Below are 26,583 nucleotides of genomic sequence, written 5' to 3'. Positions count from 1 at the left end.
GCTCAGGGAGCGGCGATTTCGTTCACGTGGCCCGGGCTTTAGTTCAATGGGAGCGTTATATGAGGAGTCTTTCTCCTCTCCCGGGCAGAAATGTGCAGATTCTGCAAGGCAATAATGATGAGACCATTGACTGGACGTTTAACATGCAGGCTTATGACCGGCTGTTTCCGCAGGCGGAAAAGATATTTGTTGAAAACGGAAGTCATGCGCTTTTAAATGAACGCAGTCACATCCGCGCTGTCGTGTTTCATCTTCTGCTTCGTTTTTTGAAATAGTGTCTGCACATTTTATGCAGAGAAAGATACGAGGAGGTTGAGCCAGGTGCAGGAACCGGTTGGAAACTGCTGTTTATGCGGTCGGATTGTCTATTGTATGGATGGATTTTTAAATGGAGTTTATATAGATAGATAACGACTTATACTGTTTTCCATGTAGAAAAGAACAACCTCTCCTGTGAGAAGTTGTTCTTTTACGGCTGTTGAAAATACATATGTGCACACATAAACCTGTACAAGGGGTGCTTTCCGCAGGCCATGCCTCAGCTGAAGAGAGAAGCGCTTTTCATCTTCACCGATGGCTGTTCTGCAGGAGACGCCCCTCTTTGTTCTTCCTAGGCTTTTGCAAGTTCACTCGTTTTGCCGGCTTTCATTACCATGCCGTCGAGTGGTTTACCCATCCAGTATTCAATCTGGCGTGCCAGATCAATCATTTTATCCAGGTCCACTCCGGTAGTGACTCCCATTTCTTCGAACATATGAATCATATCTTCCGAAGACACATTGCCAACGGCATTAGGCGCAAAGGGACAGCCGCCGAGCCCGCCGATCGAAGCATCAAACCGGGTAATGCCGGCTTCGTATCCCGCAAAAACATTAGCCAGTCCCAGGCCGCGGGTATTATGAAAATGAAGACCCAGCTGTATGTCCTCTCCGACTGCCTTCTGCACCGAGGCAACACGTTCTTTGACGGAAACTGGGTTGGCCATGCCTGTTGTATCGGCAAGCACCACGCTGTCCGCGCCGGCTTTCACGAAAGCCTGGGCAGCCTGAATGACCTGCTTTTCTGTTACTTCTCCTTCGTATGGACATCCAAATGATGTGGCCAGTACTGCTGTAAAGGGACGTTCTCCTTTTACCTCTTTTAGGGCGTGTGTCAGTTCATTTATTCCCTCTTTAGTCGTGCGTCTGGCATTTTTTTTGTTGAACGTGTCGCTTACAGCAAGCGTGGCGTGCAGGCGGTCGATCGAAGTGGATAGAGCGCGGTCAATGCCTGAAGCGCTGAGAACCAGCCCTGCAATTTCTGTTCCTTCCCGTTTTTCGAGCTGATCTACCACAGTTTCAGCATCAGCCATCTGCGGCACGACTTTAGGGTTCACGAAAGAAACGGCTTCTACTTTTCTAACCCCTGCCCCAATAGCCCGTTCAATCATTTCTACTTTCTGTCCGGTCGTTAAAAGCACCTTTTCATTTTGAATGCCGTCCCTTGGTCCTACTTCGCACAGTTCAATCATCTGTTCCGCCTCCTTCGTAGTAATGAAGCACATAATCCCTGCCGCGGAAAATATGTTCGGTCATCGCGGCCTTTGCCCGTTCTACATCTCCAGTTTCAACGGCCTGCAGGATCGTATGGTGATTCTGCAGAGAATAAAAAAGGTTTTTTTCATCGAACCAGTAAAAAGACCGGAAAATAAGGGGTAATACAACTACTTTGGAAATCAGCTCCCGAACATGATCGTTGCGGCTTGCTTCGAAAACGGCGTCGTGAAACACGTGATTGGCCTTTACAATAGCGTCAATACGTTCGACGTGTTCCTGCCCCTGCTTTTCCAACGCCATTTCGTAGGAATCGTTTGCCTGTTTCATTTTTTCCAGGTGGCCGTTTGTCCGGTGGATCGATGCCTGTCCCGCCGCGTAGCTTTCCAGCATCGCCCGCAGGTCGTAAACCTGGCGGACATCCTCTTTTGAGAAAACTCTTACGCTGAAGCCCCGTTTGAGGGGGGTGATCAGCCCGTCGAATTCAAGCTGTTTCAGCGCTTCCCGAATGGGAGTCCGGCTTACCTCCCAGTCTTTTGTCAGGCTTTCCTCTGTTAATCTGTGACCCGGTTTGTACAGACCGGTAACGATAGCTTGTTTGATTTTTTCATAAACGTTCATGCGCAGCACCTCTATCCCCATTGTATACAAGCGGGCAGAGAAAACCAAATAGCGATTCATTGTATACAATAACTGATGCAATTAATAAAAACAGCTGATGCTTTATTTATAACAGGAAATTAAAGGTTGTCAACATAGGATAAACGAATTATTTTTAAATAGTTTGACAATTTAACTTGATAGTTTGTATACAAAGTGCTAATTTATAAGAAAGAAAAGCCGTTTTTAGAATTAATATTTGTAAAGGCTTACATTCGAAAAAAGAAGGTAGGTGCGCAGCATGGCGCAAATAGAGGATAAGACAAAAACGGAATCAACCGCGGAGGAGGAAACCAAACTTCCGTTGGAAGGCATTCGTGTACTGGAAATGGGAACGCTGCTGGCGGGACCTTTTGCCGGCAGGCTGCTGGCTGATTTTGGAGCGGAGGTTATTAAAATTGAGCCGCCGGACAAAGCAGATCCGATGCGGAGCTGGGGAAAAAGCAAGGATGGAGTAGGGCTTTGGTGGCCGATTCAATCTCGTAACAAAAAGTCCATCACCTTAAATATGAGAGAAGAAGAAGGCCAGAAGCTGTTCCGTCAGCTTGCAGCGGAATCAGACATCGTTATTGAAAACTTCAGGCCCGGCACGATGGAAAAATGGGGAGCCTCCTACGAAGAATTATCGGCGGATAACCCCGGCCTGATTATGATGAGAACGTCCGGATTCGGCCAGACCGGTCCTTATAAAAAACGGGCCGGATTTGGCAGCGTCGGCGAAGCGATGGGAGGGCTCCGCCACGTAACCGGGTTCGAAGACAGACCGCCTTCGCGTATTGGTATATCAATTGGTGATACGCTGGCTGCTCTGTTTGCGACGATCGGATGCCTGACGGCAGTTCATGAACGCCATACATCCGGAAAAGGCCAGGTGATTGATACGGCCATTTATGAATCGGTCTTTTCCGTGATGGAGAGCATTATTCCGGATTACCTGCTGGCCGATTATGTGCGCGAGCGGATGGGCAACATTCTGCCGGGCGTCGCCCCATCCAACATTTACTTTACACAGGACGAAACGTATATTGTCATCGGTGCGAACGCGGACGGGGTTTTCCGGCGCCTCTGCGAAGCAATGGGAGAGCCGGAGCTTGCGGACCATCCCGATTATCATACACATGAAGGCCGCGGCAGAAATATGAAAGCCTTGGATCTCCGGATCGAAGAGTGGACCAAATCGCTGCCGGCAGAAGAGGCACTGGCCATTTTAGAAGAAAAAGGTGTCCCGTCCGGAAAGATATTTTCGGCTGAAGACATTGTAGACGACCCGCATTATAAAGAAAGAGAAATGATTGTACCTGTAGAGCACCCGGAGCTGGGGAGCTTTCCGATGCCGGGAATTGTGCCGAAATTGAGCCGCACCCCGGGACGAATCAAAAAACCCGGCGCCGGAACAATGGGGGCAGACAATGAAGAAGTATACGGAACTATTTTGGAAATAAAAGAAGAACAGCTTAAACAGTTAAAAGACAACCATATTATTTAAAGGGCCGGAGCTGCATCCGGCTTTTGTTTTCCTAGATAATGTAAGCGCTTTTATTCGAAAGGAGAGAATGAAGATGCAAAAGAAAGTAAAAGAGCCGATCCGCAAACCCTGGATCTGGATTACGATGGGACTGCTTGTTCTGTTTAATGCACCGTGGTACCTCCCGGTTGGAAGCATGGAACCCTATATATTAGGCGTTCCCTACTGGGTGCTCATTTCCACCGTCCTTTCTCTTGTGCTCTGCGGTTTTTTAAGCTGGCTCTGCCTGCATGAGTGGGATATTGTAGAGGATTTGGAGGAAGAAGGCCGGGAGAGGAGCGGAAATAAATGAATCTAACGTTTTCAGGCGCAGACGGAATAATCATTCTGGTTGTTTATGCTGTTATTATGCTTGTCGTCGGCTACCTGGCCGGAAGGGGTAAAAAATTAAATGAATCGCTGAATGATTACTACCTGGCCGGAAAAAATCTGGGGATCGTTGCTTTATTTTTTACGTTATACGCCACCCAGTACAGCGGTAACACGGTAGTCGGTTACGCTCCGAATGCGTATCGGGAAGGGTTTTCCTGGCTGCAGTCGATTCCGTTTATGACCATTATCGTCGGAGTCTACTTGATGTTTGCGCCAAGACTGTACGCCATTTCCAAACGGGCCAATTTCATTACGCCGACTGACTGGGTCACGTACCGTTTCCGCAATAAAGCGGTCACGATTCTTGCCATTATTCTTATGCTGTGGGGTCTGGGAAACTATCTGCTCGAGCAGCTTGTAGCTATAGGACAGGCCGCTTCCGGTCTGACCGGCGGCACGATTCCCTATGAGTATGCAGTTATTGGCTTTGTGTTTGTTATGCTCACGTACGAATGGCTCGGTGGCATGAAGGCGGTAGCATTCACGGACGTGATGCAGGGAATCGTACTGATGATAGGCATTATTGTGCTGCTCATAGGTGCGCTTACGCTGACGGGAGGCGGAATATCAAGCCTTACCTCGGATATCGCGACAACTGCGCCGGAGAAAATTGGGGTTCCTGATTCCATAACGTCGGTGAACTGGCTCAGCATGATTCTGCTCGTGGGATTCGGTGCCGCCATCTATCCGCATGCCGTACAGCGGATTTACTCTTCGCAGAGCGAGCGGACGTTGAAGCGTTCTCTGTCCCGCATTGCGCTGATGCCGCCGATTACAACCGGATTTGTGCTTATTATCGGTATTATTGGCATTCAGCTGTTTCCCGATCTTGATACCGCTGCCTCTGAACAGCTCGTCGGCCTGATGGCCAACGAAGTCGCTGCCATTAACGGCTTTTACTACTGGACGATGGTTATCCTGTTCGGCGGGATTGTAGCTGCGATCGTTTCCACGGCGGACTCGGCGCTGCTCAGCTTTTCTTCCATGGTATCCAACGATATTTACGGCAAATATATTAACCCGGATGCGCCGGAAAAGAAAAAGGTGAAGGTAGGGAAATTCGCCGGTATAGGAGTTATTGCTCTGCTCTTATGGATTGCCTGGAACCCGCCCGGTACTCTGTACCAGATTTTTGTACTGAAATTTGAACTGCTCGTGCAGGTGTTTCCGGCTTTTGTACTTGGGCTTTACTGGAAAAGACTCGCGGCCGTGCCCGTATTCTGGGGCATGCTCACCGGTGCTATTATTGCAGCAGTTATGACGTTAACGGGAAACAGTACACTGTTGGGGGTTCACGGCGGTGTCATTGGGCTTGCGGCAAACTTCTTTATCTGTACGGTCGGTTCCCTTCTTATTCCAGTTAACCGGGCAAAACAGGATGAAGCAGAGGAAAGAAGCTCGATGAAACTGGAAGAAATCAAGTATAATGAAAAAACAGGTTCATTAGGATAGAGCCTTTCTGCTTTTAAACTGATGCAAAGAAGGTCCTGTTTATGACATTATCACCGCTTACTGATGCATCAAATGAACTAACAGGCAACAAGCCGTGGATCATGCTTGGCTGGCTGCTGTTCGCACAGATTTTAGTGGCGTTTGTAGGTAGAAGTCTCTCGCCGCTCGGGGTTTTCATCGGAGACAGCCTGGCGCTGACCAATGCCCAAATCGGCATGCTGCCGGCCGCCCTGTTTTTTGGGCAGTTTGCGGCCGCCATTCCAGCAGGTATTTATGTGGACAGAATCGGCACAAGGCCGCTGCTGCTGGCACTCTCCCTTTGTCTTGGCATCAGCCTGTTCCTGGCCTCGATGACAACCAATTTTACAATGCTTTTGCTTCTCATCGTTATCGGCGGTTTCGGTTACGGAGCCATGCATCCAACATCCAACCGCGGCATTATTTACTGGTTTGGGCATAAAAGCCGGGGAACGGCGATGGGGATTAAACAGATGGGGGTGACGGCGGGATCCGGTCTGGCCGCGCTTCTGCTCGTGCCGCTTGCCGGATGGTACGGCTGGCGGCCGGTCGTTATGCTCGCGGCCCTGCTGTTGATTGGAGCAGGACTGCTCAGCTTCTGGCGGTACCGCGATACGAAAGAAGCAACGCTGATCCGCGGCACCCCGCAGGAAAAAGGAGAGACATTTAAGCGGCTTAAAGCAATGGGACGCAATCGTCCGCTTCTGCTGATGAGCGGAGGCGCGATGGGCATCAATGGAGCCCAGATGTGCCTGAATACGTATATGATTATTTATGCGATTCAAATCATCGGACTCCCCATTTACCAGGCGGGCCTGCTTTTGGTCGTGTCAGAAATCGCAGGATCCCTCGGCCGTGTGGGATGGGGAACGGTCAGTGACCGCTTGTTCCACGGGAACCGCTTAATTATCCTAAGCATTATTGCAGTCGTTTCTGCCGTCTGCTCTGTTATTATGGCGGGATTCTCGCCCGGTGCCTCATTTTTATCCATGGCTGTTCTTGCCTTCTTCTTCGGAAGCTGTGTTTCCGGATTTAATGGCTTGTGGATGAATGCCGCGACAGAGCTTGTACCGGCAAAAGAAGCCGGGCTTGCAAGCGGCTTTAGTATCAGCGTCGGTTCCTGGGGCGTTATTATCGGACCGCCTCTTTTTGGGCTGGTTACAGATGTTACCGGTGCTTTTACAGCCGGCTGGTACAGTCTTGCAGGACTGCTTGGACTAATAGGATGTTTGTTTATCTATCTTCATATTTCAACAAGAAAGGACGAAACCTATGCCCGGCCATGAAGCTTTATCCTTTATACCGGAAGACTTAAATGACAAAGATATGTATAAGCTGTTAATCGGATCAATTGTCCCAAGGCCGATTGCATGGATCAGCTCCAAAGATAAAGAAGGGGTGCTTAATCTGGCTCCTTTCAGCTTTTTTACCGTTGCTTCGAGAAAGCCGCCGACCCTGCTTGTGTCGATCGGCCCTGGTGTCAATGAACGCGAAGGTACTGTCAAAGATACGCTGGAAAACATACGTGCGACAGAAGAATATGTTATTAACATTGTGCCGGAAAGCCTCGGCAGTAAAATGCACCGTTCATCAAAAAGTGTAGATTCGTCCATTGATGAATTTGAAATGACGGGACTGACAAAAGAACCGTCTTATCTGGTCAGCGTCCCCTCCGTGAAGGAATCGCCGATTGCCTTTGAATGCCGGCTCTCGCAGATCATTCCCATAGGCAGTGACCATCTGGTACTGGGGGAAGTCAAGCACGTCCGTATGAACGAAGATGTGTACTTAGGCAATTACAAAACAGACATCGATTACTGGAAGCCACTTGGACGCCTGGCAGGAGACTATGCCGGCCTGACAGATTCATACCCGCTGCCGCAGGACGATTGATCCGGCGGTTTGGCAGAGAACACCGCCTGAAAAGTTTATACCAATCCATCCGGCCCCTCCCTGCGAGGGGTCTTTTTGTATACTTGTGAAATTTTATTGACATTTTTTTACTGGGATACTGGAAAAACAGGATACCCTGCCGATATTAAGGAAGACAGTTCGAAACGGTTATTATATAAAAAAGGGGCCCATTATGCTGAGACAACTAATCACATCCAAAACAAGGCTGCGTCTGCTTCTTAAATTTTTTGTCAGATCAGAAAATGAAGCATACCTACGCCAGCTTGCAAAAGAATTTAATGATTCCGCCAATGCCGTCCGGGTGGAACTGCTGCGTCTGACAAGCGAAGAACTGCTGCTTACAAGAGATGCAGGCAACACGATCATGTACCGGGCCAACAAGGACCACGAATATTTTGAAGACATACAGCGTCTCGTATGGCGTTTCACGAAATGGGAAGAAATGAAGGAAATCTGTGAATCTCCAGCTGTAAAACAAATATACCTTGGAGAATTTAACGAAGAAAAATCATTTGAATACATAGTAGTTCACGACATGGATCAGGCGGGGGCCGCCCATATGATTTTTCCATAGCCAGGGGCACCAATCTCTATGATGAGTGCGGAGCAGTTCGAGGAACAAAAAAAAAGCAGGACATCCTGCTTTAAAATCTGGGACTATTCGTATCTAAGCCAATTAACAAAATGAATAATCTGAACGGCTGCAAAAGCAATGAACAGGGTAAATGCAGCGGCAGAAGAATTTAGAATAACGTCACTGACAGCGGCGCTGCGGCCGTTTATGAAAAACTGATGAACTTCATCAGCCAAGCCTACAAAGCTTGCTCCGGCCCAGCCAATCACGTACGACCATTTTGATTTGGAGAACGTGCGCCATAAAATAAGAGCGATTCCGCTGAAGACCATAATATGGGCTGTTTTGCGGACGACAAAATTCAGCGGCTCTGTCGGAACAAGCGGAATGATCGACAAGATGCGTTCCGTGCTGGATCCGGTAGCCACAGAAGAAGATGTCAGTGCATATAGTGCTATTACGAGGGCTGCACCAATAAGAAGCCAATGCCATCGTACCATTGCCATAATAAGTGCCTCCCATTTTTTGTCTGAAGAATCAATTAGTATATAATGCTTTTCCCGAAAAGTCCACTTTTCTTTATACCCGCTGCTGCACTTTTTCTAACGGCTGTTACGTAAACAGCCGTTTTTTGTTTTGTCTGCGTCTTATAAACAAAACGAGTCCTACAGCAAGCAGGGCTGCTGCGGCACCGGCGGCATTAATCAGAACGTCGGTAAACAGGGCGGTCCGCTCCGGCATAAAGGACTGATGCCATTCATCAATCAGACCGTAGCCGGCAGCCAGGGCCCATGCTTTTATAAAGCGAAGCGAAGCTCCCTGAAGAGCCAGCCAGCATAATACAGCCAGCAGGCCGAACGCGGCCAGATGGACTGATTTTCTAAGAAAAAAGTTCACAACAGCGGCATCAAGAAACGGATTGGTAAACATCCGTTCCGTCGAGCTCCCTGTAAAAAATGTCATCCGTGTAGCCGCTGCAATAATAAGACACCAGCCGAGTGCCGCTGTCCCCCAAATATATTTTATATTCCACATGTCTGCATCACCTGTAGAGAAGTATAAAGCAGGAAAAAAAGAAAGTCACGCAGCCTTTTGCCAAAATGGTATTTATTGAAAATAGTGTTATTATTGCTTTTATAAGCAGAAAGATGACGTTTCAACCAGACTTTATTTTAAAAAAGGACGTGAAGGCATGAACCCAAGAATTGTGATCGCGGGAACAGGAAGCGGCAGCGGGAAAACGACCGTGACCGTCGGACTGCTTCAGGCATTTAAAAATAAAGGACTGCAGGCCCAGGGATTTAAATGCGGGCCCGATTATATTGACCCGAGCTATCATACAGCGGTGACCGGACGGGCTTCAAGAAACACAGACAGCTGGATGCTCGGGGAAGAAGGGATGAAGGATGTGTTCCGCCGCGGCAGCGGGGACGCAGATATTTCGGTGATTGAAGGGGTGATGGGCATGTATGATGGAAAAAGTCCAACATCCGATCAAGGCAGCACAGCAGAAGTCAGCCAAATGCTGGAAGCTCCGGTCATTCTGGTGGTCAACATTTCCAGCATGGCAAGAAGCGCTGCGGCTATTGTTAAAGGGTTTCAGTCGCTGTCCGACTCCAGCCGCATTGCCGGTGTGCTGCTTAACATGGCAGGAAATGAAGGACACGCCAAACTCTGCCAGACAGCTATTGAGCAGGAATGTAATGTACCTGTTGTCGGCTTTCTCCTAAGGGGAGACGTCCCGGCTATTCCAGAACGCCACTTAGGACTGATCCCTGCTATTGAGCGGGGGGAGCTGGACGGCTTTTTTGCAGAGCTGGGTACGGTAATGGCAGAGCGGATAGATATGGACCGGATCTATGAAATTGCAGCTTCTGCCCCTGACAGAGAATGGCCGGTCCGGAAACCTGTTGAGCCCAAGCATCATGCAGTTATTGCTGTAGCGTACGACGCGGCATTTAATTTTTATTACCCGGAAAACCTGGAGCTGTTGGAGGAAAGCGGAGCCGAGCTGGTCTACTTCAAGCCGCTGGCAGATGAACCGCTTCCCGCTCAGGCAGATGGTCTCTATATCGGCGGGGGCTTTCCGGAGGAATTCGCGGAAGAACTGGCCGGGAATCAGAAAACAAAAACGTCCATCCACGAAGCGTTGAAAGAAAAACTTCCCGTTTATGCAGAATGCGGAGGCTACATGTATCTGGGAGACACGCTGACAACCACAGACGGTATTCCGCATGAGATGCTTGGTATTATACCGGTGGCTGTTACGATGCAGACGAAGCTTGCATCCCTCGGCTACCGGGAAATAACGGCTTTGGATGATTCCGTTATTATGCGCCGGGGAACGGTGGCAAAAGGCCACGAATTTCATTACTCCACCGCGGAGGAAAAAGCAGACTGGGCCCCTCACCACGAAGTAAAGGCGATGAGAGGGACAAAGCAGGAAGGCTATTACACCGATCACATCACCGCAGGCTATACACACCTTCATTTTGGTTCAAATCCCTCCATTCCGGCCCGTTTTGTAGAGAAAGCTGCCGCGTGGCGGGAAAAGAAACAGAAAAAGCAACAAGTTTGATGTTTGCTGAGCAGGAGCGGAAAGGGCAGCCTTTCTGCTCTTTTTTTATGTTTATTTCCTTTTGTACATTTTCTCCCATTAAAATTCTGATTTTTCTGATATAAAACAACGACTTAAGGGAATAATACCTAAACTATGTAAAAGGAGGAATAAACATATGCCCGAAAAATTATTTAAAGTGGATTTGTCAAAACCGATGGATAAGCAGGACATTCCCGGCCACAACAGGTGGCACCCGGACATTCCCGCCGCGTTTTCAGTCGATCCCGGCCAGTCGTTTCGCATGGAGTGTCTGGACTGGACCGACGGACAGATCAAAAATAATGATGACCCGTCCGACATCCGCGATGTGAACCTGAATCGGGTTCACGTGCTGAGCGGTCCGGTTCATGTAAACGGGGTGGAGCCGGGAGATCTGCTGGTAGTGGATATACTTAATGTTGGCGCTCTGCAGGAACAGGAGTGGGGATTTAACGGCGTGTTTGCAAAAGAAAACGGCGGCAGCTTCCTCGTGGAGCACTTTCCGGAAGCACAGAAATCAATATGGGATTTTCACGGTATTTACACGACGTCCCGGCATATTCCGGGAGTGAAGTTCGCCGGCATTATCCATCCAGGCCTTATTGGCGTAGCCCCGTCGCATGAGCTGCTGGCGGAATGGAACAGGCGGGAAGAAGAGCTTGTCAAAACCGATCCCGACCGGGTTCCGCCGCTTGCCAACCTGCCTGATAAAGACAGCGTCGTCCTTGGAACATTAAAAGGAGAAGCATTTGATAAAGTAGCAAAAGAAGGTGCAAGAACCGTTCCACCACGGGAAAATGGAGGCAACTGTGATATTAAAAACCTTTCGCTCGGCTCGAGAATATATTTTCCAGTGTTTGTGGATGGCGCAAAGCTTTCTGTCGGCGATCTTCATTTCTCCCAGGGGGACGGGGAAATTACGTTCTGCGGCGGGATTGAAATGCCGGGCTGGATTGATCTTCATGTAGAAGTAATTAAAGGCGGCATGGAAAAGAACCATATCCATAAAAATCCGGTTTTTCAGCCGGGGCCGATGGATCCCCAGTACAGTGAATACCTCGTGTTTGAAGGGATTTCCGTCAATAAATCCGATGGAAAACAAAGCTATCTGGATTCCAATATTGCCTATCAAAATGCCTGCCTGAATGCGATTGAATATTTGAAAACAAAAGGCTATACCGCAGAGCAGGCTTATATGCTGCTCGGAACAGCTCCGGTGGAAGGCCATATTGCGGGTATTGTAGATATACCAAATGCCTGCTGCACCGTATCGATTCCGAAAGCTATTTTTGATAAATCGATGGATCCGTCAGAATAAGGAGGGAAGGCCTGTGCCTGTGTATACGTTTGAGTGTGGGAACGGAGATAGATTTGATGAGTTTCATTCCTCAACAAAAGGAGACAAAAGTCGTGCGGTCTGTCCTTCCTGCGGAGGGGAAGCAAAACGTTTATTCTTTGCTCCATCAATTTATAAAATGAACAGCACCGTGAAACAAAAAATAGACAGTGGGACCGAACCCCGTCTTCGGAAAAAAGGAGAGCAGGCCGGTACGCCCATCCGCAAAAAACGTCCAACTGTATCAAGGCCGTGGCAGATCGGCGGTTAAAAAGCAGACCAGGCGGCTTATTAGAGTGTCGTGAAACCATTTCATCTTGTATATTTATACATGATTTCGAGATTATTTAACTCTTTGTAGAAAAATAAAAAGGAGCGTCTCCTGCAGAACAGCCATCGGTGAAGATGAAGAGTGTTTTTCTCTTCAGCTGAGGCATGGCCTGCGGAAAGCGCTCCGTTTTACAAATTTCTATATAAAATACGTATTTTTATTTTTCACCAGACGGAGCAGCCCAGACGGCTGCTTTTTTGTTAGAACAGCCTGAGCTGTTCGTAGCGTGTCGTTTTGTACACCTTGCCTCTGCCTCCTGCGGCATCGCCTGCTCCGTGGAAATCAGAAGTTGTTACGCCGAGCAGTCTTACTTCCCGGCCGAGCGAGGCGATATGTTCCAGCTGTTCACCCAGCGCGGCAAGCAGCACCTCCTGATCGTCGGTCGGATCATCGAGCGTAGTCCGCCGGGTGATCTGCTTAAAATCATAAAATTTCACTTTCAGCACGACGCACTTCACACGGATCCGGTCCGCCTGCAGGCGGCTGAGCACCTGCTGCAGAAGGTCCTTTACGATAGGAAGCATGTCTTCATATTCGCTGATATTGTGCGGAAGCGTCGTTTCCCGGCCCATGGACTTGCGCTCCCGATAGGGATTGACTTCCCGTTCGTCAATGCCCCGGGAATTGTTATAAAATGTATGGCCGCGTTTGTGAAAAATACGTACCAGATCCTCTTCGCTCCACGTCAGCAGATCGGAGCCGTTATGCACGCCCATTTCCAGAAATTTTTCTTTTGTGGATTTTCCGACACCTCGGAAGTCACCGATCGGAAGCTCGCGGATAAAGGCGGGAGCTTTTTCGGGTGTCACTACGGTCAGACCGTCCGGTTTATCGTAGTCGGAAGCAATTTTTGCAAGGAATTTATTATAAGACACGCCGGCAGACGCATTCAGCCCGGTCTTTTCTTTGATTCTTTTTTTTATTTCACGTGCTACATACGTTGCCGAAGGGTAGCCCAGCTTGTTTTCCGTCACATCCAAATAAGCCTCATCAAGGGAAAGCGGCTCCACCAGGTCGGTTATTTCATAAAAAATATCCATAATCCCCTTGGAAACCTCCCGGTATTTCTGCATGTTACCCCGCACGAATACCGCCTGGGGACAGCGCTTATAGGCTTCATGGGAAGCCATCGCTGAATGAATGCCAAACGGTCTTGCTTCGTAGGAGCAGGTAGCCACCACTCCTCTGGAATGTGGGCTTCCCCCTACCACCACCGGCTTTCCGCGGAGTTCGGGACGGTCCCGCTGCTCGATGGATGCATAGAAGGCATCCATATCTATATGAATTATTTTCCGAATCGGAGAGGTATCCATGTTTTATCACCTTTTTTCCGTTTCCATATCGTTTCCTCCATTATATAGAGGGAATGCCATAAAAACAAACGCACGTTCGTTCTTGGCTTAAAAGGTAAATATTTCCTTTGTTCTTTATATAGTCCTTTGAATTTACCATTCTTTTAGGTAAGATAAGAGAAGTGGCAGTTTCATTATTATGAAAAATTGGGGCGTAAGTATGAAAAAAATTGGTTTTGTAGCATTATTAATCGTATTTATAGCTGTAATGGTATACGGGAAAATTCACTATGACCAGAAAATTGCTTCGACGGTACAGTCCGACGGAGAACATACAGAAGAAGAATCATCAGTATCGGGAGCAGAAACGACCGCAGCAAATGAAGCTCCTTTAGAAGGAGCGCAGGAAGAGTTCGGTCAGAAACTGCAGGAAAGCATGGATGCAGACGAAGAGCTTACGATTGTGCTCTCCGGATCCGGAGCGCTGGAGTCAGCAGAGGAAAATGTTCCTGCCCTGCTGCAGGAAAAGCTGCGAAGCTATTATGATACGGACAGCATAACGGTGCGTGCCTCCACTTTTGGAAGCAGCACGTCGCTGGAGGTCATGGCAGCCGATGGGGACGTAACGGCTGCCGGGCTGGAACCGGATGTGCTTGTGTTTGAACCATTTGTTCTCAACGATAATGGAGATGTCAGCGTAGAGGATACCCTCTTTAATACCAATGCTTTCGTGAACACGGTGGAAGCTGCCAATCCGGAAGCTGCCGTCTTTATACAGCCGCCGCAGCCGGTATACGAAGCAAGGTATTACATTGACCAGGTAGAAGCACTGCGGGCACATGCCGGGGAAAATAACCTGAATTACATCGATCATTGGGAAGCCTGGCCGGATACAGACAATGCAGACCTTGATGAAGAGTACTTAGAAGAAAACGGCGATCCATCTGCGGCCGGGCATGAACTTTGGGCCCAGGCGCTTACTGATTATTTCACGGGGGAAGAAGCTCTATAAATAAGCCAAATCTCCCGGGGACTGTGTGGTACACTGGAAATATTGAAAAGAGATACATAAAAGAATAGACAGCAGGAGTGTGTAAAATGGCAAAACGCAAGAAGGATCAAACCGGGCAGAACAGCCGTAAGCTGGTTACCTGGTTCAACAGCAAGTCACCAGTAGCTGAGCAGTACCGGACGATTCGGACAAACCTTCAGTATGCATCAGTTGATAATAATGTACAGACCATTGCAATTACATCAGCAGGTCCGGGTGAGGGCAAGTCAACGACAGTTGCAAATCTCGCCGTAACGATGGCCCAGCAGGGAAAGAAAACGATCCTTGTCGATGCAGACCTAAGGAAGCCGACGGTACATTACACGTTCCGCCGTACGAATACAAATGGGTTAATTAATGTGCTGGCCAACAAAGAACCTTTTCACACGTTTACCCAGAAAACCGAAGTGCCGGATCTGGATATTCTTCCAAGCGGACCGATTCCACCAAACCCGGCTGAAATTCTTGGCACGACGGCTATGGAGAATCTGGTAAACGATTTAAAGAAGGAATACGATATCATTTTATTTGATGCGCCGCCGGTACTGGCTGTAACGGATGTACAGGTTATATCAAAGTACTGTGATGGAACGATCCTTGTTATTAAAAGCGGAGACACAGAAAAAGATTCAGCTGTTAAGGCAAAAGAACTGCTTGAAGTGACAGGAGTGCCGATTCTTGGCTGCATTTTGAACCAGGTTAAAGGCATGGATCAGCGCTACTACTATTATTACGGGGAATCGTAATAATAATTATTGACAGATGGCTGCGAGTAATATAATATTTAACAAATCAACGCGTTTCTCTAATAGAGAAGCGCGTTTTTCTACGTCCCGGGACGTATTTATGGAAAATAAGCGTAAATGCATAGAAAAAAGGGTAAAGATAGACAGTAATTATTACTAGAAAAGGCAGCGTGATGAATATGATGAAAAGTCCCGGTCTTGCCGCCGTATTAAGTTTTTTAATTCCCGGCTTAGGGCAGATTTATAATGGACAGATTTTCAAAGGATTAATTATTATTGCAATTCAGGCCGTAAATATTCTTCTAATGGCTATCCTTATTGGATATGTTACCTACTTCATTTTCTGGGTCTATGCAATTTATGATGCTTACCGCAGAGCGGATAAGGACAACAAGCGGGCAGGCGCCAGGCGGTAACTATACAGAAAATTCTCTCCTTCTGCTGAAAGCAGGAGGGGATTTTTTGATAAGAAGGCATTAAAAAAATTGTAGTTGAGAGTATTTACAATAATTTATATAGAATGACCGGTACTACAGCAAAATAAATAAAGCACCGTTTAGCAGAAGCGGAGCCGTTTTCTTTTTGATAAACTAATAAAATAAATCAAAAAGGGGACACGGATATGGAAACAGAGAAGCGGCTGATGAGCGTAATCAATGCAGTAAAAGTTTTAAACTCTACCAGAGACCTGCCGGAAGTGCTGCATCAGCTGATTAAAGAAGTGCTGAATGTGATCGGCGGCGCCAACGCGGCCGTTCTATTTTTGTATGAAAGCCGTTCGAATACGCTTTATGCCCAAAGTGCCATTGGGTTTGATATGGAGCAGCTCCGGCATGTCCGCCTCGCCCCGGGGGAAGGAATGAGCGGGAAGACATTTGTGTCTCAAAAGGGAAATATTTTCTCTTCGCTCGATCATACAGTGGAAGGAATGAAAAATCTCACCGGCAATTCGGAACACTATTATGCCCGGTCCCTGGGGGAAATGGCTTATCCGGTGAGTGCGATCTGCGTGCCGATTATGTCCCGCGGAGGACAAATGTCTCGGGTACTGACAGTCGATATATTTGAAAAAGACAGGCAGTTTGATCAATCAGATCTGCAGCTGTTGGAAACCTTTGCCGGCCAGGCTTCCATCGCCGTTGAAAATGCCCGGCTTTTTTCACAGAATAAACGGACAAAACTTGTTCACGAAGAGCTCTCCAAAGTCTCTTTGGCCAAAGGAGGACTTAGTGATATTACAAAAGCACTGGCGGGGCTCATTCAGGAGAAAGTCGTGGTTTTTAATGAACGGACCGACGTGCTGGCGGTGTCGGATAAAGACGCGGCAGAAAAAGGGGAAGCTCTTAAAATAGAAGCCGGGCCGCTGTTAAAATATGCAATCAGCAGAAAAAGCTCCTCCACGAGCGAAGCGCTGCTGAACGGTAATCCCTATCTGACGTATTTTCTTCCTATACAGGCGGACGGACTCGTGCTCGGTCTGCTTGCTATTATTGTAGAAAAGGAGACGGTGTTTGATCCGCTCGATCAGTTTGCTATTGAACAGGCGATTACGATTTTTGCGATGGAAATGAACCGCCGGGATCGTTTTCTTGCAGAAGATTTTCATTATTCCGGTGCTGTACTCGAACAGCTGATTCACGCGCCTTACAATGAGCTTTCCTCCGACGCCCTGACGCGGCTTAATTTCCCGGAGCATGACCGTCATCATTACGCTGTAGTGCATCTCTATGTGAGAGACCCGCTGCTTCCTTTCCAGGAAGTAGGAGAAAAGAAAAAGCAGCTCATGCGCGTCATTTATAGGGAAATGGAAAGCTTTCCGTTTAAAACGCTCGTGTATGAACGAAATATGGAAGTGACATTTATGTTTACCGTATCTGCCTCCTCCTCGGAACAAAGCGTTTTTGATACGCTTGAGCCACTGTTTACTTCAATTATCCATTACGGCGGACAGGAGTGCGAGCTGAAAAGCCTCGCCGGATTTGGACAGGTGGTGGATAAACTGCAGAATGTTCATTTATCCTATCAAGACGCCAAACGCTGCGTGCAGTACCTGCAGACAGGAGAAGGAAGCCGGGCTCTTATGACATACCGGCAGCTCGGGCCGTACCGCCTATTTTTAAAAATGGAGCGAGGAGAGCTTCAGGATTACGCAGATGAGGTACTCGGACAGGTAGCCGAACATGACAGAAAACACGAAACCGAGCTCCTGAAAACACTCAAAGTTTATGTGGAATCAAATCAAAATATGGCGGCCAGTGCGAAGAAGCTGTATGTGCATGTGAATACCATTAAGTACCGCCTGCAGTCCATATACCAGCTGCTGCAGACGGATAAACTGGATGGCCGGGAGCTGTTTGAGCTGCAGCTGGGACTTCATATTCTCGAATACTTGAATACAAAATAATGAATTGGAGGTAATCGACAAACAATCACCCGAATGTTTGTTGGTTACCTCTATTTAATATTTGTTTGAATTATCTTATAGTTTTAACATTCAGACTTATTAAGGGAGGAATCGACATGGAGCCAATTTTTATAGCAGTCATCTTAGTCGCCATTATTGCTCTGGGAGAAGTGCTTTCTTTATCTTCCCGGGCGAAAATTCCCACCCTTCTTGTGGTGGTCGCTTCTGTTTTTATTCTGCTTCAGACAGGTATCCTGCCGGAATCATACATAGAGGCCTCGAATCTGGTAGCGTTCGGCGGTATGCTCGTGCCTGTTCTTATCGTTCATTTAGGCACGATGATTCCTCTTTCCGTTATTATTAAACAGTACAAAGCTGTATCGATCACGCTGATCGGTCTTATTATATCAGTGGCGGCGATGCTTGCCATTATTACGCCGCTGTTTGGATATGGCACGGCAGTAGCTGGAGCCGGACCTCTCACCGGTGGTATTATTGCTTATATTGTTACATCGGAAGGGCTGGCAGAAGCGGGCCTTATTACGCTGGCTGCTATACCGGTGGTTGTATTTACTCTGCAAAATCTGGTCGGCATGCCGCTGACTTCGATTCTGCTGAGTAAATATGCGCATACTATTCGGGAGGATATTCATAATGAAGAGTATATGACGGAAGGAGACGATGCTCTAGAGGAAAGTGCCCTCTCTGCAGATGAGCCGAAAAAGATGCTGTTTCCGGAGAAGTATATGAAAAGCAATTTCTTTCTGCTGTTTCTGCTGTTTATCGGCGGAGCCCTGGCTGTTTGGCTGGACGGCCTGACCGGAGTCAATAACAGTATTTGGGCACTGGCCATAGGTATTACAGGAGCGGCTCTTCGTTTTTATCCAGAGCGTACGATGGATAAAGCAAACAGTTCAGGAATTACGATGGTTGCGTTAATTGTCGTCGTCGTGAACTCGCTTGTCGGCGTTACGTGGGACCAGGTTGTTTCGTCCCTGCTGCCGGTTTTCTGCATCATCCTGATCGGTACAACCGGCCTGGTGCTGGGGGCTGTAATCGGCGGTAAATTGTTTAAGTGGAAGCCGACCAAGTCGATTCCTATTGTTCTGACGGCTCTATATGGATTCCCGGGTGATTATTTAATTGTAGAAGAAGTCAGCCGCAGTGTCGGACGCAATGAGGCGGAACAGAAGCGGATCATGAACGAGCTCGTTGCCCCGATGCTGATTGGAGGATTTACCTCTGTAACGGTAGGTTCTATCGTTATTGCAAGTATTCTTATTCAGACGATATAAAGGAGCGGATCTGACATGAGCTTTACTATTATTAAAAATGGAACGCTGATCGATGGGACAGGGACTGCCCCTATCGAGAATATTTCGGTGTTGATTAAAAATAACCGTATCGAAAAAATAGGCACAGACTTACAGATTCCGGAAGATACTGAAGTTATTGATGCAGGCGGCAAATATATTCTTCCCGGCCTGATTGATACCCATGTGCATATGGCCCTGCAGATTAAAAACGTTCAGGAATCGATTTTAACTCCATTTTCCTACCGTTTTTATGAAAGTATCCACTATTTAAAACGCACGCTCAACACAGGTATTACCTCCGTCCGCGATGCAGGTTTTGCAGACGTAGGAATGAAAAAGGCCGTTGAGGACGGTCTTGTGGAAGGGCCACGGATGCAGGTGAGCATCAATCCGCTTACTATTACCGGCGGCCACGGCGATAATTGGAACCATTCCGGCGTGGATACGACGCCGCAGACGTATCCCGGTATGCCAAACGGCATTTGCGATGGAAAAGAAGAAGTACGTAAAACAGTACGGGAAATGCTTCGTGCCGGAGCGGACGTCATTAAAGTGCACGCGACCGGGGGCGTGACGAGTCCGACCGATCATCCGGAATTTACGCAGTTTTCCCGTGAAGAACTGGAAGTAATGGTAGAGGAAGCGAAGTTCCGCAAAGGAGTCAAAGTGATGGCCCACGCCCAGGGGGCGGAAGGAATTAAAAACGCGATCCGGGCCGGGATTTATTCGATTGAACACGGTATTTATATTGATGATGAAGTCATAGAGCTGATGCTCGAGAACGGTACGTTCCTTGTGCCGACGCTGCTTGCACCGCTGTCGGTTCTGGAAGCGGGGGAAACCGATGATTCCATGGCACCTTATGCCGTGGAAAAATCAAAGCAGGTGTTCGAAACCCACAAAGCAAGTATCGCCAAAGCCTATAAGGCAGGCGTCAAAATTGCGATGGGAACGGATGCCGGTGTTATGGCGCATGGAACAAATCTGCGTGAGCTCGGGCTTATGTGCGATATAGGCATGACGGAAATGGAAGCTGTTGTGGCTACTACAAAGACCGCGGCAGAATGTCTCGGCTGGGAAAAAGAGCTGGGTACAATAGAAACGGGCAAGATTGCGGATGTGATTCTCAGCAGAACGAACCCGCTCGAGAATATCCGGTCGTTGGAACAAAGCGAAACGATCTGCTTTGTAATGAAAGACGGAAAGATTTACAAAAACCAAAAGTAGCAGGTGAGGGCATGCAGACAGAGAACTGGGATTTATATAAAAAACTGCTCAAAGACTACAGTATGGAGTATTCCTATGATGGCATCAGTGGAGAAAGGCTGGCTTCCCGCCTGCACGCTCTTTCTGAAATCGGATTGACCGAAAGCGGGGGCAGCCGACGCCTCGGCTTTTCCAAAGAGGAAAGGCAGGCAAAGGACCTGGTGATCAGCTGGATGAAAAAAGCAGATCTTGCTGTGTCGGAGGACAGTGCCGGTAATGTATTCGGACGTCTGGAAGGCAGGGACCCGGACCTTCCCGCGCTTTTGAGCGGATCTCACGTAGACAGCGTGCCGGAGGGCGGGCACTTTGACGGTCCGCTCGGCGTCCTGTCGGCGCTCGAAGTGGCAGAGGCATGGAAAGAGATGGGGTATCAGCCAAAACGAAGCTATGAAGTGGTAATTTTTACAGATGAAGAAGGAGCACGATTTAATAATGGTTTAACTGGAAGCCGCGCCATGACGGGTGAAATTGATCCATCTATTCAAAGCGGACTGACTGATCAGGAAGGAAGAGAGTTTGCGGAGGTCCTGGCAGATACTGGTCTGACGGAAGAAGGTTTTTATAAGGCAGAACGAAACCTTTCCGAAGTTGCGGCTTTTGTAGAAGTGCATATTGAACAGGGTGTCCGCCTGGAGCAGGAAAATCTTCCTGTCGGAATTGTCTCCGGGATCGCCGGGCCGAGCTGGCTGGAAGTTGTCTTTACGGGAAGTGCCGGACATGCTGGTAATACCCCCATGGGGGAGCGGCGGGATGCTCTTGTCGCTGCCGGAGAATTTGTGAGGAATGTGCCGGATATACCGGTCAGCGTTAGCGGTACAGCGGTAGCCACAGTAGGGAAGCTGAAGGTATTTCCAAACGGGGCGAACGTCATACCCGGCAGGGTGGAGATGGTTGTTGATATCCGCGACATTGAGGAGGAAACAAGAGACGAAGTCGTCCGGCGCATCATGAAGGCAGCTGAGAATGCGGCAGCTCTTTATAATGTTGAATGCACGCAGCAGCAGACGTTAAAGGTGAAGCCGGTACCGATTGCCGAAAATCTAAAATACCTGCTGCGCGAAGCGCTGGAATCACGCCGGCTTCGGCCGGTGGAAATGCCGAGCGGAGCCGGGCATGATGCTATGATCGTCGGGCACTATCTGCCTGCGGCCATGCTGTTTGTCCGAAGCAAAGACGGCATCAGCCACAATCCGGCGGAATGGACTTCGTTAAATGACGGGGTCCAGGGCGTGCATGTATTGAAAAAGTATATCGAATCAATGGATCAATAAAAAAACTCCGCAGCCTTTTTTGGGCCGCGGAGTTTTTAAAACAGATGAGAATACTATTTTATTTCTTAATGGTATAGTTTAGTCACGCCTTGGGCTTCTCTTAGTTTATCGGGTGTAACGTCATTTCCAAGCGGATCTTTCACCGTTGTCTGAAGCAGGGTCGCATCACAGGCGCCCCGGACGGCTTGAAGGTACTCTTCACGAAGCTGCCTCTGCTCGGCTTTTTCTTCCGCACTGAGTCCCGTCCTTTTGGATTTGTTGGCTAATTCGTTAATTCTCGGTAAAACAGCAATCATGTGAATTCCCCTTCCTTTTTGTTTATACCCTTACCGGGTATATGTTAATTATAATAGATAAATCCGTAAAATGCAATACATAGGAAGCTGAGGAGATTTTTGCTATACTATCCGTAATAAAACAAAGGAGGCAGGCAGATGGAAACAGTAGCAAAAGAAAATATGTTTTACAGCTTCTCCAAAGACCGGGAAGCAGCTGTAACGGTTCCTTCCGGAACAACGCTCACTCTGGAAACATATGATTGTTTTGAAAATCAGGTAACAGAAGAAGGGGACAATTACGGAGAGATCGACTGGGACCGGATTAATCCGGCTACAGGACCGGTTTACATAGAAGAGGCGGAGCCGGGTGACTGCCTCAAGGTGACGATTGATAAAATTGAACTCGCAGACTACGGCATGATGGCAGTAGGTAAAGGGCTCGGCGTAATGAAAGAGGAAATGGAGGACCTTATATTTAAAAAGATACCCCTCCGGCAGAACAAAGGTGATTTCGGCTATGGCATCTCCCTGGATCTGAACCCAATGATCGGTGTGATCGGCGTTGCCCCTGAAGGCGAAGCCGTCTCCAATGGCACTCCCGGAGACCACGGCGGCAATATGGACAATAAAAAATAGAAGAAGGAGCCGTGCTTTATTTTCCCGTTTCCACACAGGGGGCTCTTTTCGGCCTCGGGGACATGCATGCAGCTATGGGGGACGGTGAAGTCGGGGTGACCGGCATTGAAGCTGCAGGACGTGCAACGGTTACTTTTGAAGTGATTAAAAACAAACAGCTGTCTATGCCGCTTCTGGAAAACGAAACAGAGATTGGTGTGATTTCTTCGGCTTCCACGCTTGAAGAGGGGATTCACCGCGCGACTTCTTTTTTAGCCGGCCTGTTAGCACGGGAAAGTGACATGGACAAAAACAATGCCGTCATGTTTCTAAGCGCCGCCGGCCAGGTTGAAGTCTGCCAGGTGGTCGATCCTCTGGTTACGGTACGGATGATGCTGCAGAAGAAAGACCTCGAACCGCTGAATATCAGCTTTCCTTAATAGTGAAGTAAACCTGCCTGCAAAAAGGCAGGTTTTTTTAATGCTTTTTTCAGGTTAAAATACATATATAGGAAATAATGACAGTGATTGAAAAGGAGAACCTAATGAAGACATGGAAGGTTTTATACACTATCTTTGCTGTTACAGGTGGTACTTTGATTTTACTTGATCTGGGAAATGTCATTGTGCTGACGCAAAATGCCAACTTATTTCTAGGAGGATTTCTGCTTGTTTTTGGACTCATATTGCAGATTATCGAGGGAAAACAAAAGGACAAAGAAGAAGATGAGGCCCATATGGAAGAAAAAAAAAGGAAAGAGACCGTTATTTCGAGAATGAATATAGTGCTGAGAAAAATGAATAGAAGACGCTGGAGGGGATAGTATCGAAAGGAAACGCGCAGTTATTACGGGAGTGAGTCATAATAACGGAATTGGAGCTGCGATATGCAGAGAGCTGGCAGCTAAAGAAATAGATATTTTTTTCGTTTACTGGCAGAGCGAAGACGGGTTTGCCGCCGGATTCGAACAGGAAATGCTGGACGCAGGTGTTTCCTGCAGAAGCATGGAACTTGATCTGGCGCTGCCGGATGCGGCTGAAACGCTGCTCGATGCCGTCTACACAGCATGCGGGCCTCCGGATATTCTCGTTAATAATGCAGCCTATTCTACAAGAGACGGCTATGAGAACCTTACAGCGGAAACGATCGACCGCCATTATGAAGTGAACATGCGTACAACAATGCTTTTGAGCACTATGTTTACAAGGCGGTTCCAGGGATCGGAAGGCCGGATTATTATCATGACTTCTGGGCAGGAACAGGGTCCTATGCTTGGAGAACTGGCGTATATCGCTACGAAAGGCGCTCTTTCTGCATTTACCCTCTCTTTTTCGGCAGAAGCAGCGCCGCTTGGCATCACGGTCAATGCCGTAGATCCTGGTCCCACAGACAGCGGCTGGATGGATGAGCAGACGAAAGCACTGCTTGAACCTAAATTCGGGCGCGGCCGTCTTGGCAGGCCGAGAGATGCGGCCCGCCTGGTAGCTTTTCTGGCCGGGGAAGAGGCTTCCTGGATTACCGGCCAGGTTATTCATTCGGAAGGAGGATTTCTTCGCAGCTGAAGAAATCCTTTTTTACTTTTAGAGAATTTTTTTCAGTGCGGAAAGTGCTTACCCTGTCAGGCTTTTTTTGTATATACATGTTTGATGATAAAAAAAGTGCTTGCATAAATTGTAAGCGTTTTCTATAATGAAATTTATACAAACCGAAACGTTTTGGAGGCTGAGAGAAAATGGTCACAATCAAAGATATTGCAAAAGCTGCCAACGTTTCTGTTACCACCGTTTCCAGAGCCTTGAACGGGTACGATGACGTAAATGAAAAAACGCGGCAGCGTATTAAAGACGTCGCCGAAAAAATGCAGTACAGCCCGAATATGACAGCAAGGCGTCTGGTGACGAACAAGTCAAGCACGATTGGACTGCTTACGTCCAGTTCATTTCCATCCAATCCGAAAGATACGTTTACAATGGATGTAATTTCCGGCGTAAACGAGTACGCAAGCTACGCTGATTATGACATGATCCTGTTTCAATCAGAATTTGCTAAGCGGCAGGGTAAAACATACCATCAGCTCTGCAGCGAACGCCAGATTGAAGGCGTTATTTCACAGGGTCTTGCACATGGTGATGCGTTTCTTCAACAGATGGAAGAAAGCAGTGTACCATGCGTTTTCATTGATCACCCTGGAGAGAATGAAACAACCAGCTTTGTATCTGCAGATAACGCGGCAGGCGCAAGAGAAGCGGTACGTCATTTGGTATCACTTGGACATCGGGAGATAGCTTTCATTAACGGGGATGACGAAGCTTACATAAGTCTCGAGCGCATGAAAGGCTACAAAGAAGGTCTTCAGGAAGCAGACATTGTTTTTAATGAAAAGAAAGTCAGGCTTGCTTATTTTAATGAAGAAGAAGCCTGTGCGAGATCGATTGAACTGCTCGAGGAATTCCCTGAAATTACAGCTGTTTTCTGTTCGAGTGATCTCATGGCAATGGGTGTAATGAGGGCAGCACAGCAGCTGGGTTACCAACTTCCAGATGAATTATCGGTAGTCGGCTATGATAACCTCGTTATTTCCCAGTACACGACCCCTGCACTGACCACGGTGCATCAGGACAAATACAAAATGGGAAATACTGCTGCGGAACTTTTAATTAACCGGCTGCAGGGTAAGGAGACGAAGACGAGAGTGATTATACCAGGATCCCTGCTCGTCAGAAAATCCACCTGTCCGCCAAGACGTTAAACGGGGGACAGATACAAACATAATCCGAAACGTTTTGGAAACAATGTGAGAAAAAAACAGGGAGGGTTTGCGATGAAAGTATTACCTGTAGCAATGGCCGGTGTACTCGTTTTTCTTGGCGGGTGTTCCTCCGTTGCACAAAATATCGGAGGCGGTGAAGAGGAAGTAACCCTTACGTACGCCCGCGGTACCGATACTACTCCGGCGACTGATGCCATGCTTGCCGCATTTGAAGAACAAAATCCCAATATTAATGTAGAAGTAAGGGAGATGCCGCCTGACAGCGGGGCAGCACACAATCAGTATGTCACGCTTATGAGCAGCGGCAGCCCGGAGATCGATATCTTTGCGTCTGATGTGGTCTGGCCGGCTGAATTCGGGCAGGCAGGGTATGTACTGCCGCTTGACCGGTTGATTGAAAGAGACAACGTGGATCTGGATGCCCATTTTCCGGCAACGATTGAATCCGGTTCGTTAAATGGCCGTCAGTATGCCCTGCCCTCTTATACAGATGCAGGTATCCTATACTACCGTACGGATATTGTAGAAGAACCTCCGGAAACCTGGGACGAGCTTGGAACAATGGCACTTGATCTGCAGGGAGAAGGCGGAACGAGCTTCGGATTTGCTACACAGGCTTCACAGTATGAAGGACTTGTCACTACCTCAATGGAATATATCAGCGCCTACGGCGGTCAGGTTATCAACGAAAACCAGGAAGTCGTCGTTAATTCTCCGGAAGCAATTGCCGGTATTGAAAAAATGGTGGAAATGATGCAAAGCGACTATGTTCCTAACAATATTCTTAATTTTCAGGAAATCGAAACAGAAAATGCCTTTTTGGAAGGGAATACGGTCTTCGCAAGAAACTGGCCGTATATGCTTTCTACGTCTACGGATCCCGAAATATCACAGGTGCCTGATAATGTCGGTATAACCGCCCTGCCTTCAGGTCCGGAAGGAAATGCATCTTCATTAGGGGGCTGGTCGACAATGATTAATAAGAGCTCTGAACATATTGAAGAATCCTGGGAACTGGTTAAATTTTTAAGCAGTGAAGAAGGACAGAAAATTGGTGCGTTGGAAGGAGCCAGAGCTCCGACGATTGAGAGCCTTTACGAGGACGAAGAAGTAACCGCCGCCAACGAACTGTTTGCTGACCCGGTATTCCAGGAAACTTTGGATAATGCGGTAGCACGGGGTAACCGGAATTTATCCGGAGGTATCCGACATTATGCAGATTGAACTTTCAAGTGCAGCGGCAGGAACGATTACAGCAGAA

29 protein-coding genes are annotated in these 26,583 nt (G+C 48.0%); 23 read left to right on the top strand and 6 right to left on the bottom strand.

What is annotated here, in order from left to right; genetic code table 11:
- A partial coding sequence (locus MMY81_RS28450) for an alpha/beta fold hydrolase (RefSeq protein ID WP_252315459.1) occupies positions 1 to 275 on the top strand: 275 nt, incomplete at its 5' end.
- 335 nt (positions 276 to 610) lie between these two features.
- Here MMY81_RS28450 and MMY81_RS28445 read toward each other — a convergent pair.
- Together MMY81_RS28445 and MMY81_RS28440 are read right to left on the bottom strand one after the other, a co-directional pair.
- On the bottom strand, positions 611 to 1,510 hold the full coding sequence (locus tag MMY81_RS28445) for a hydroxymethylglutaryl-CoA lyase (protein WP_252315458.1): 900 nt from the start codon (positions 1,508 to 1,510) through the stop codon (positions 611 to 613).
- Positions 1,503 to 2,153: a GntR family transcriptional regulator gene (locus tag MMY81_RS28440; RefSeq protein ID WP_252315457.1), complete on the bottom strand. Its 651-nt coding sequence runs from the start codon at positions 2,151 to 2,153 to the stop codon at positions 1,503 to 1,505. The genes MMY81_RS28445 and MMY81_RS28440 overlap by 8 nt, the downstream gene beginning before the upstream one ends.
- A gap of 280 nt (positions 2,154 to 2,433) precedes the next feature.
- On the opposite strand from MMY81_RS28440, the gene MMY81_RS28435 reads away from it, so the two are divergent.
- The 6 genes from MMY81_RS28435 to MMY81_RS28410 all read left to right on the top strand — a co-directional run bounded on the left by MMY81_RS28435 (position 2,434) and on the right by MMY81_RS28410 (position 8,047).
- Positions 2,434 to 3,678: a CaiB/BaiF CoA transferase family protein gene (locus MMY81_RS28435; protein WP_252315456.1), complete on the top strand. Its 1,245-nt coding sequence runs from the start codon at positions 2,434 to 2,436 to the stop codon at positions 3,676 to 3,678.
- A gap of 73 nt (positions 3,679 to 3,751) precedes the next feature.
- The gene (locus tag MMY81_RS28430; protein ID WP_120191614.1) at positions 3,752 to 4,009 is read left to right on the top strand and encodes a hypothetical protein; all 258 of its coding nucleotides are present in this window, start codon (positions 3,752 to 3,754) and stop codon (positions 4,007 to 4,009) included.
- Positions 4,006 to 5,541 carry a sodium:solute symporter family protein gene (locus MMY81_RS28425; RefSeq protein ID WP_252315455.1) on the top strand — a complete coding sequence of 512 codons (1,536 nt, stop codon included), beginning with the start codon at positions 4,006 to 4,008 and terminating at the stop codon, positions 5,539 to 5,541. The genes MMY81_RS28430 and MMY81_RS28425 overlap by 4 nt, the downstream gene beginning before the upstream one ends.
- 41 nt (positions 5,542 to 5,582) lie before the next feature.
- The gene (locus MMY81_RS28420) at positions 5,583 to 6,845 is read left to right on the top strand and encodes an MFS transporter (protein ID WP_252315454.1); all 1,263 of its coding nucleotides are present in this window, start codon (positions 5,583 to 5,585) and stop codon (positions 6,843 to 6,845) included.
- The gene (locus MMY81_RS28415) at positions 6,832 to 7,452 is read left to right on the top strand and encodes a flavin reductase family protein (protein ID WP_252315453.1); all 621 of its coding nucleotides are present in this window, start codon (positions 6,832 to 6,834) and stop codon (positions 7,450 to 7,452) included. The genes MMY81_RS28420 and MMY81_RS28415 overlap by 14 nt, the downstream gene beginning before the upstream one ends.
- A 193-nt stretch (positions 7,453 to 7,645) precedes the next feature.
- The gene (locus tag MMY81_RS28410; protein ID WP_252315452.1) at positions 7,646 to 8,047 is read left to right on the top strand and encodes a helix-turn-helix domain-containing protein; all 402 of its coding nucleotides are present in this window, start codon (positions 7,646 to 7,648) and stop codon (positions 8,045 to 8,047) included.
- A gap of 83 nt (positions 8,048 to 8,130) precedes the next feature.
- On the opposite strand, the gene MMY81_RS28405 is transcribed toward MMY81_RS28410, so the two are convergent.
- Together MMY81_RS28405 and MMY81_RS28400 are read right to left on the bottom strand one after the other, a co-directional pair.
- Positions 8,131 to 8,553: a VanZ family protein gene (locus tag MMY81_RS28405; protein WP_252315451.1), complete on the bottom strand. Its 423-nt coding sequence runs from the start codon at positions 8,551 to 8,553 to the stop codon at positions 8,131 to 8,133.
- A 106-nt stretch (positions 8,554 to 8,659) separates the two neighbouring features.
- Positions 8,660 to 9,082, bottom strand: coding sequence for a VanZ family protein (locus MMY81_RS28400; RefSeq protein WP_252315450.1), 423 nt, complete (start codon positions 9,080 to 9,082; stop codon positions 8,660 to 8,662).
- 157 nt (positions 9,083 to 9,239) lie between these two features.
- Between MMY81_RS28400 and MMY81_RS28395 the strand changes: the two genes are divergently transcribed.
- The 3 genes from MMY81_RS28395 (at position 9,240) to MMY81_RS28385 (ending at position 12,253) form a co-directional block, all read left to right on the top strand.
- The gene (locus MMY81_RS28395) at positions 9,240 to 10,625 is read left to right on the top strand and encodes a cobyrinic acid a,c-diamide synthase CobB (protein WP_252315449.1); all 1,386 of its coding nucleotides are present in this window, start codon (positions 9,240 to 9,242) and stop codon (positions 10,623 to 10,625) included.
- A 157-nt stretch (positions 10,626 to 10,782) separates the two neighbouring features.
- On the top strand, positions 10,783 to 11,964 hold the full coding sequence (gene fmdA / locus MMY81_RS28390; RefSeq protein ID WP_252315448.1) for a formamidase: 1,182 nt from the start codon (positions 10,783 to 10,785) through the stop codon (positions 11,962 to 11,964).
- A gap of 13 nt (positions 11,965 to 11,977) precedes the next feature.
- On the top strand, positions 11,978 to 12,253 hold the full coding sequence (locus MMY81_RS28385; RefSeq protein ID WP_252315447.1) for an FmdB family zinc ribbon protein: 276 nt from the start codon (positions 11,978 to 11,980) through the stop codon (positions 12,251 to 12,253).
- A 260-nt stretch (positions 12,254 to 12,513) separates the two neighbouring features.
- Here the strand turns inward: MMY81_RS28385 and dinB are convergent, their stop codons facing one another.
- A complete protein-coding gene (gene dinB, locus MMY81_RS28380) occupies positions 12,514 to 13,626 on the bottom strand; it encodes a DNA polymerase IV (RefSeq protein WP_252315446.1) in 1,113 nt (370 codons plus the stop codon).
- A gap of 199 nt (positions 13,627 to 13,825) precedes the next feature.
- Between dinB and MMY81_RS28375 the strand changes: the two genes are divergently transcribed.
- The 7 genes from MMY81_RS28375 (at position 13,826) to MMY81_RS28345 (ending at position 21,659) form a co-directional block, all read left to right on the top strand.
- Entirely contained in the window at positions 13,826 to 14,617 is a 792-nt protein-coding gene (locus MMY81_RS28375; protein WP_252315445.1) for an SGNH/GDSL hydrolase family protein, read from the top strand.
- An 86-nt stretch (positions 14,618 to 14,703) separates the two neighbouring features.
- On the top strand, positions 14,704 to 15,402 hold the full coding sequence (locus MMY81_RS28370; RefSeq protein WP_252315444.1) for a CpsD/CapB family tyrosine-protein kinase: 699 nt from the start codon (positions 14,704 to 14,706) through the stop codon (positions 15,400 to 15,402).
- A 173-nt stretch (positions 15,403 to 15,575) separates the two neighbouring features.
- A complete protein-coding gene (locus MMY81_RS28365; RefSeq protein WP_120191627.1) occupies positions 15,576 to 15,818 on the top strand; it encodes a DUF5683 domain-containing protein in 243 nt (80 codons plus the stop codon).
- A 206-nt stretch (positions 15,819 to 16,024) separates the two neighbouring features.
- Positions 16,025 to 17,806, top strand: a complete 1,782-nt coding sequence (locus MMY81_RS28360; RefSeq protein ID WP_252315443.1) for a helix-turn-helix domain-containing protein — start codon at positions 16,025 to 16,027, stop codon at positions 17,804 to 17,806.
- 116 nt (positions 17,807 to 17,922) lie between these two features.
- A complete protein-coding gene (locus MMY81_RS28355; RefSeq protein WP_252315442.1) occupies positions 17,923 to 19,101 on the top strand; it encodes a hypothetical protein in 1,179 nt (392 codons plus the stop codon).
- A gap of 15 nt (positions 19,102 to 19,116) precedes the next feature.
- Positions 19,117 to 20,349, top strand: a complete 1,233-nt coding sequence (locus MMY81_RS28350) for a metal-dependent hydrolase family protein (RefSeq protein ID WP_252315441.1) — start codon at positions 19,117 to 19,119, stop codon at positions 20,347 to 20,349.
- An 11-nt stretch (positions 20,350 to 20,360) separates the two neighbouring features.
- On the top strand, positions 20,361 to 21,659 hold the full coding sequence (locus MMY81_RS28345) for a Zn-dependent hydrolase (protein WP_252315440.1): 1,299 nt from the start codon (positions 20,361 to 20,363) through the stop codon (positions 21,657 to 21,659).
- 65 nt (positions 21,660 to 21,724) lie between these two features.
- Here MMY81_RS28345 and MMY81_RS28340 read toward each other — a convergent pair whose 3' ends face one another.
- Positions 21,725 to 21,955 (bottom strand): DUF896 domain-containing protein, encoded by a 231-nt coding sequence (locus MMY81_RS28340; RefSeq protein WP_120191636.1) that lies wholly within the window; start codon positions 21,953 to 21,955, stop codon positions 21,725 to 21,727.
- A 138-nt stretch (positions 21,956 to 22,093) separates the two neighbouring features.
- On the opposite strand from MMY81_RS28340, the gene MMY81_RS28335 reads away from it, so the two are divergent.
- The 6 genes from MMY81_RS28335 (at position 22,094) to MMY81_RS28310 (ending at position 26,546) form a co-directional block, all read left to right on the top strand.
- The gene (locus MMY81_RS28335) at positions 22,094 to 22,573 is read left to right on the top strand and encodes an acetamidase/formamidase family protein (RefSeq protein ID WP_252315439.1); all 480 of its coding nucleotides are present in this window, start codon (positions 22,094 to 22,096) and stop codon (positions 22,571 to 22,573) included.
- A gap of 11 nt (positions 22,574 to 22,584) precedes the next feature.
- Positions 22,585 to 22,992 (top strand): acetamidase/formamidase family protein, encoded by a 408-nt coding sequence (locus MMY81_RS28330; protein ID WP_252315438.1) that lies wholly within the window; start codon positions 22,585 to 22,587, stop codon positions 22,990 to 22,992.
- Between the two features lie 104 nt (positions 22,993 to 23,096).
- Entirely contained in the window at positions 23,097 to 23,375 is a 279-nt protein-coding gene (locus tag MMY81_RS28325; RefSeq protein ID WP_252315437.1) for a hypothetical protein, read from the top strand.
- Positions 23,353 to 24,114 (top strand): SDR family oxidoreductase, encoded by a 762-nt coding sequence (locus MMY81_RS28320; protein WP_374562998.1) that lies wholly within the window; start codon positions 23,353 to 23,355, stop codon positions 24,112 to 24,114. The genes MMY81_RS28325 and MMY81_RS28320 overlap by 23 nt, the downstream gene beginning before the upstream one ends.
- A 170-nt stretch (positions 24,115 to 24,284) precedes the next feature.
- Complete coding sequence (locus tag MMY81_RS28315; protein WP_252315435.1) at positions 24,285 to 25,301, top strand: LacI family DNA-binding transcriptional regulator; 1,017 nt, start codon at positions 24,285 to 24,287, stop codon at positions 25,299 to 25,301.
- A gap of 72 nt (positions 25,302 to 25,373) precedes the next feature.
- A complete protein-coding gene (locus tag MMY81_RS28310) occupies positions 25,374 to 26,546 on the top strand; it encodes an ABC transporter substrate-binding protein (RefSeq protein WP_252315434.1) in 1,173 nt (390 codons plus the stop codon).
- The last annotated feature ends 37 nt before the right edge of the window (positions 26,547 to 26,583 follow it).

Source organism: Sinobaca sp. H24 (assembly GCF_023845525.1).
The sequence above is the reverse complement of the archived record's forward strand: the minus strand, read 5'-3'. Positions and strand labels throughout refer to the sequence as shown.

Excerpts from the sequence above, each read along its gene's own strand:
- MMY81_RS28410 (WP_252315452.1), top strand. The coding sequence starts at position 7,646 with ATGCTGAGACAACTAATCACATCCAAAACAAGGCTGCGTCTGCTTCTT.
- MMY81_RS28370 (WP_252315444.1), top strand. The coding sequence starts at position 14,704 with ATGGCAAAACGCAAGAAGGATCAAACCGGGCAGAACAGCCGTAAGCTG.
- MMY81_RS28310 (WP_252315434.1), top strand. The coding sequence starts at position 25,374 with ATGAAAGTATTACCTGTAGCAATGGCCGGTGTACTCGTTTTTCTTGGC.
- MMY81_RS28430 (WP_120191614.1), top strand. The coding sequence starts at position 3,752 with ATGCAAAAGAAAGTAAAAGAGCCGATCCGCAAACCCTGGATCTGGATT.
- MMY81_RS28315 (WP_252315435.1), top strand. The coding sequence starts at position 24,285 with ATGGTCACAATCAAAGATATTGCAAAAGCTGCCAACGTTTCTGTTACC.
- MMY81_RS28325 (WP_252315437.1), top strand. The coding sequence starts at position 23,097 with ATGAAGACATGGAAGGTTTTATACACTATCTTTGCTGTTACAGGTGGT.
- MMY81_RS28425 (WP_252315455.1), top strand. The coding sequence starts at position 4,006 with ATGAATCTAACGTTTTCAGGCGCAGACGGAATAATCATTCTGGTTGTT.
- MMY81_RS28360 (WP_252315443.1), top strand. The coding sequence starts at position 16,025 with ATGGAAACAGAGAAGCGGCTGATGAGCGTAATCAATGCAGTAAAAGTT.
- MMY81_RS28435 (WP_252315456.1), top strand. The coding sequence starts at position 2,434 with ATGGCGCAAATAGAGGATAAGACAAAAACGGAATCAACCGCGGAGGAG.
- MMY81_RS28355 (WP_252315442.1), top strand. The coding sequence starts at position 17,923 with ATGGAGCCAATTTTTATAGCAGTCATCTTAGTCGCCATTATTGCTCTG.
- MMY81_RS28365 (WP_120191627.1), top strand. The coding sequence starts at position 15,576 with ATGAATATGATGAAAAGTCCCGGTCTTGCCGCCGTATTAAGTTTTTTA.
- MMY81_RS28440 (WP_252315457.1), bottom strand. The coding sequence starts at position 2,153 with ATGAACGTTTATGAAAAAATCAAACAAGCTATCGTTACCGGTCTGTAC.
- MMY81_RS28445 (WP_252315458.1), bottom strand. The coding sequence starts at position 1,510 with ATGATTGAACTGTGCGAAGTAGGACCAAGGGACGGCATTCAAAATGAA.
- MMY81_RS28395 (WP_252315449.1), top strand. The coding sequence starts at position 9,240 with ATGAACCCAAGAATTGTGATCGCGGGAACAGGAAGCGGCAGCGGGAAA.
- MMY81_RS28340 (WP_120191636.1), bottom strand. The coding sequence starts at position 21,955 with ATGATTGCTGTTTTACCGAGAATTAACGAATTAGCCAACAAATCCAAA.
- MMY81_RS28400 (WP_252315450.1), bottom strand. The coding sequence starts at position 9,082 with ATGTGGAATATAAAATATATTTGGGGGACAGCGGCACTCGGCTGGTGT.
- MMY81_RS28375 (WP_252315445.1), top strand. The coding sequence starts at position 13,826 with ATGAAAAAAATTGGTTTTGTAGCATTATTAATCGTATTTATAGCTGTA.
- MMY81_RS28415 (WP_252315453.1), top strand. The coding sequence starts at position 6,832 with ATGCCCGGCCATGAAGCTTTATCCTTTATACCGGAAGACTTAAATGAC.
- MMY81_RS28350 (WP_252315441.1), top strand. The coding sequence starts at position 19,117 with ATGAGCTTTACTATTATTAAAAATGGAACGCTGATCGATGGGACAGGG.
- dinB (WP_252315446.1), bottom strand. The coding sequence starts at position 13,626 with ATGGATACCTCTCCGATTCGGAAAATAATTCATATAGATATGGATGCC.
- fmdA (WP_252315448.1), top strand. The coding sequence starts at position 10,783 with ATGCCCGAAAAATTATTTAAAGTGGATTTGTCAAAACCGATGGATAAG.
- MMY81_RS28420 (WP_252315454.1), top strand. The coding sequence starts at position 5,583 with ATGACATTATCACCGCTTACTGATGCATCAAATGAACTAACAGGCAAC.
- MMY81_RS28345 (WP_252315440.1), top strand. The coding sequence starts at position 20,361 with ATGCAGACAGAGAACTGGGATTTATATAAAAAACTGCTCAAAGACTAC.
- MMY81_RS28405 (WP_252315451.1), bottom strand. The coding sequence starts at position 8,553 with ATGGCAATGGTACGATGGCATTGGCTTCTTATTGGTGCAGCCCTCGTA.
- MMY81_RS28335 (WP_252315439.1), top strand. The coding sequence starts at position 22,094 with ATGGAAACAGTAGCAAAAGAAAATATGTTTTACAGCTTCTCCAAAGAC.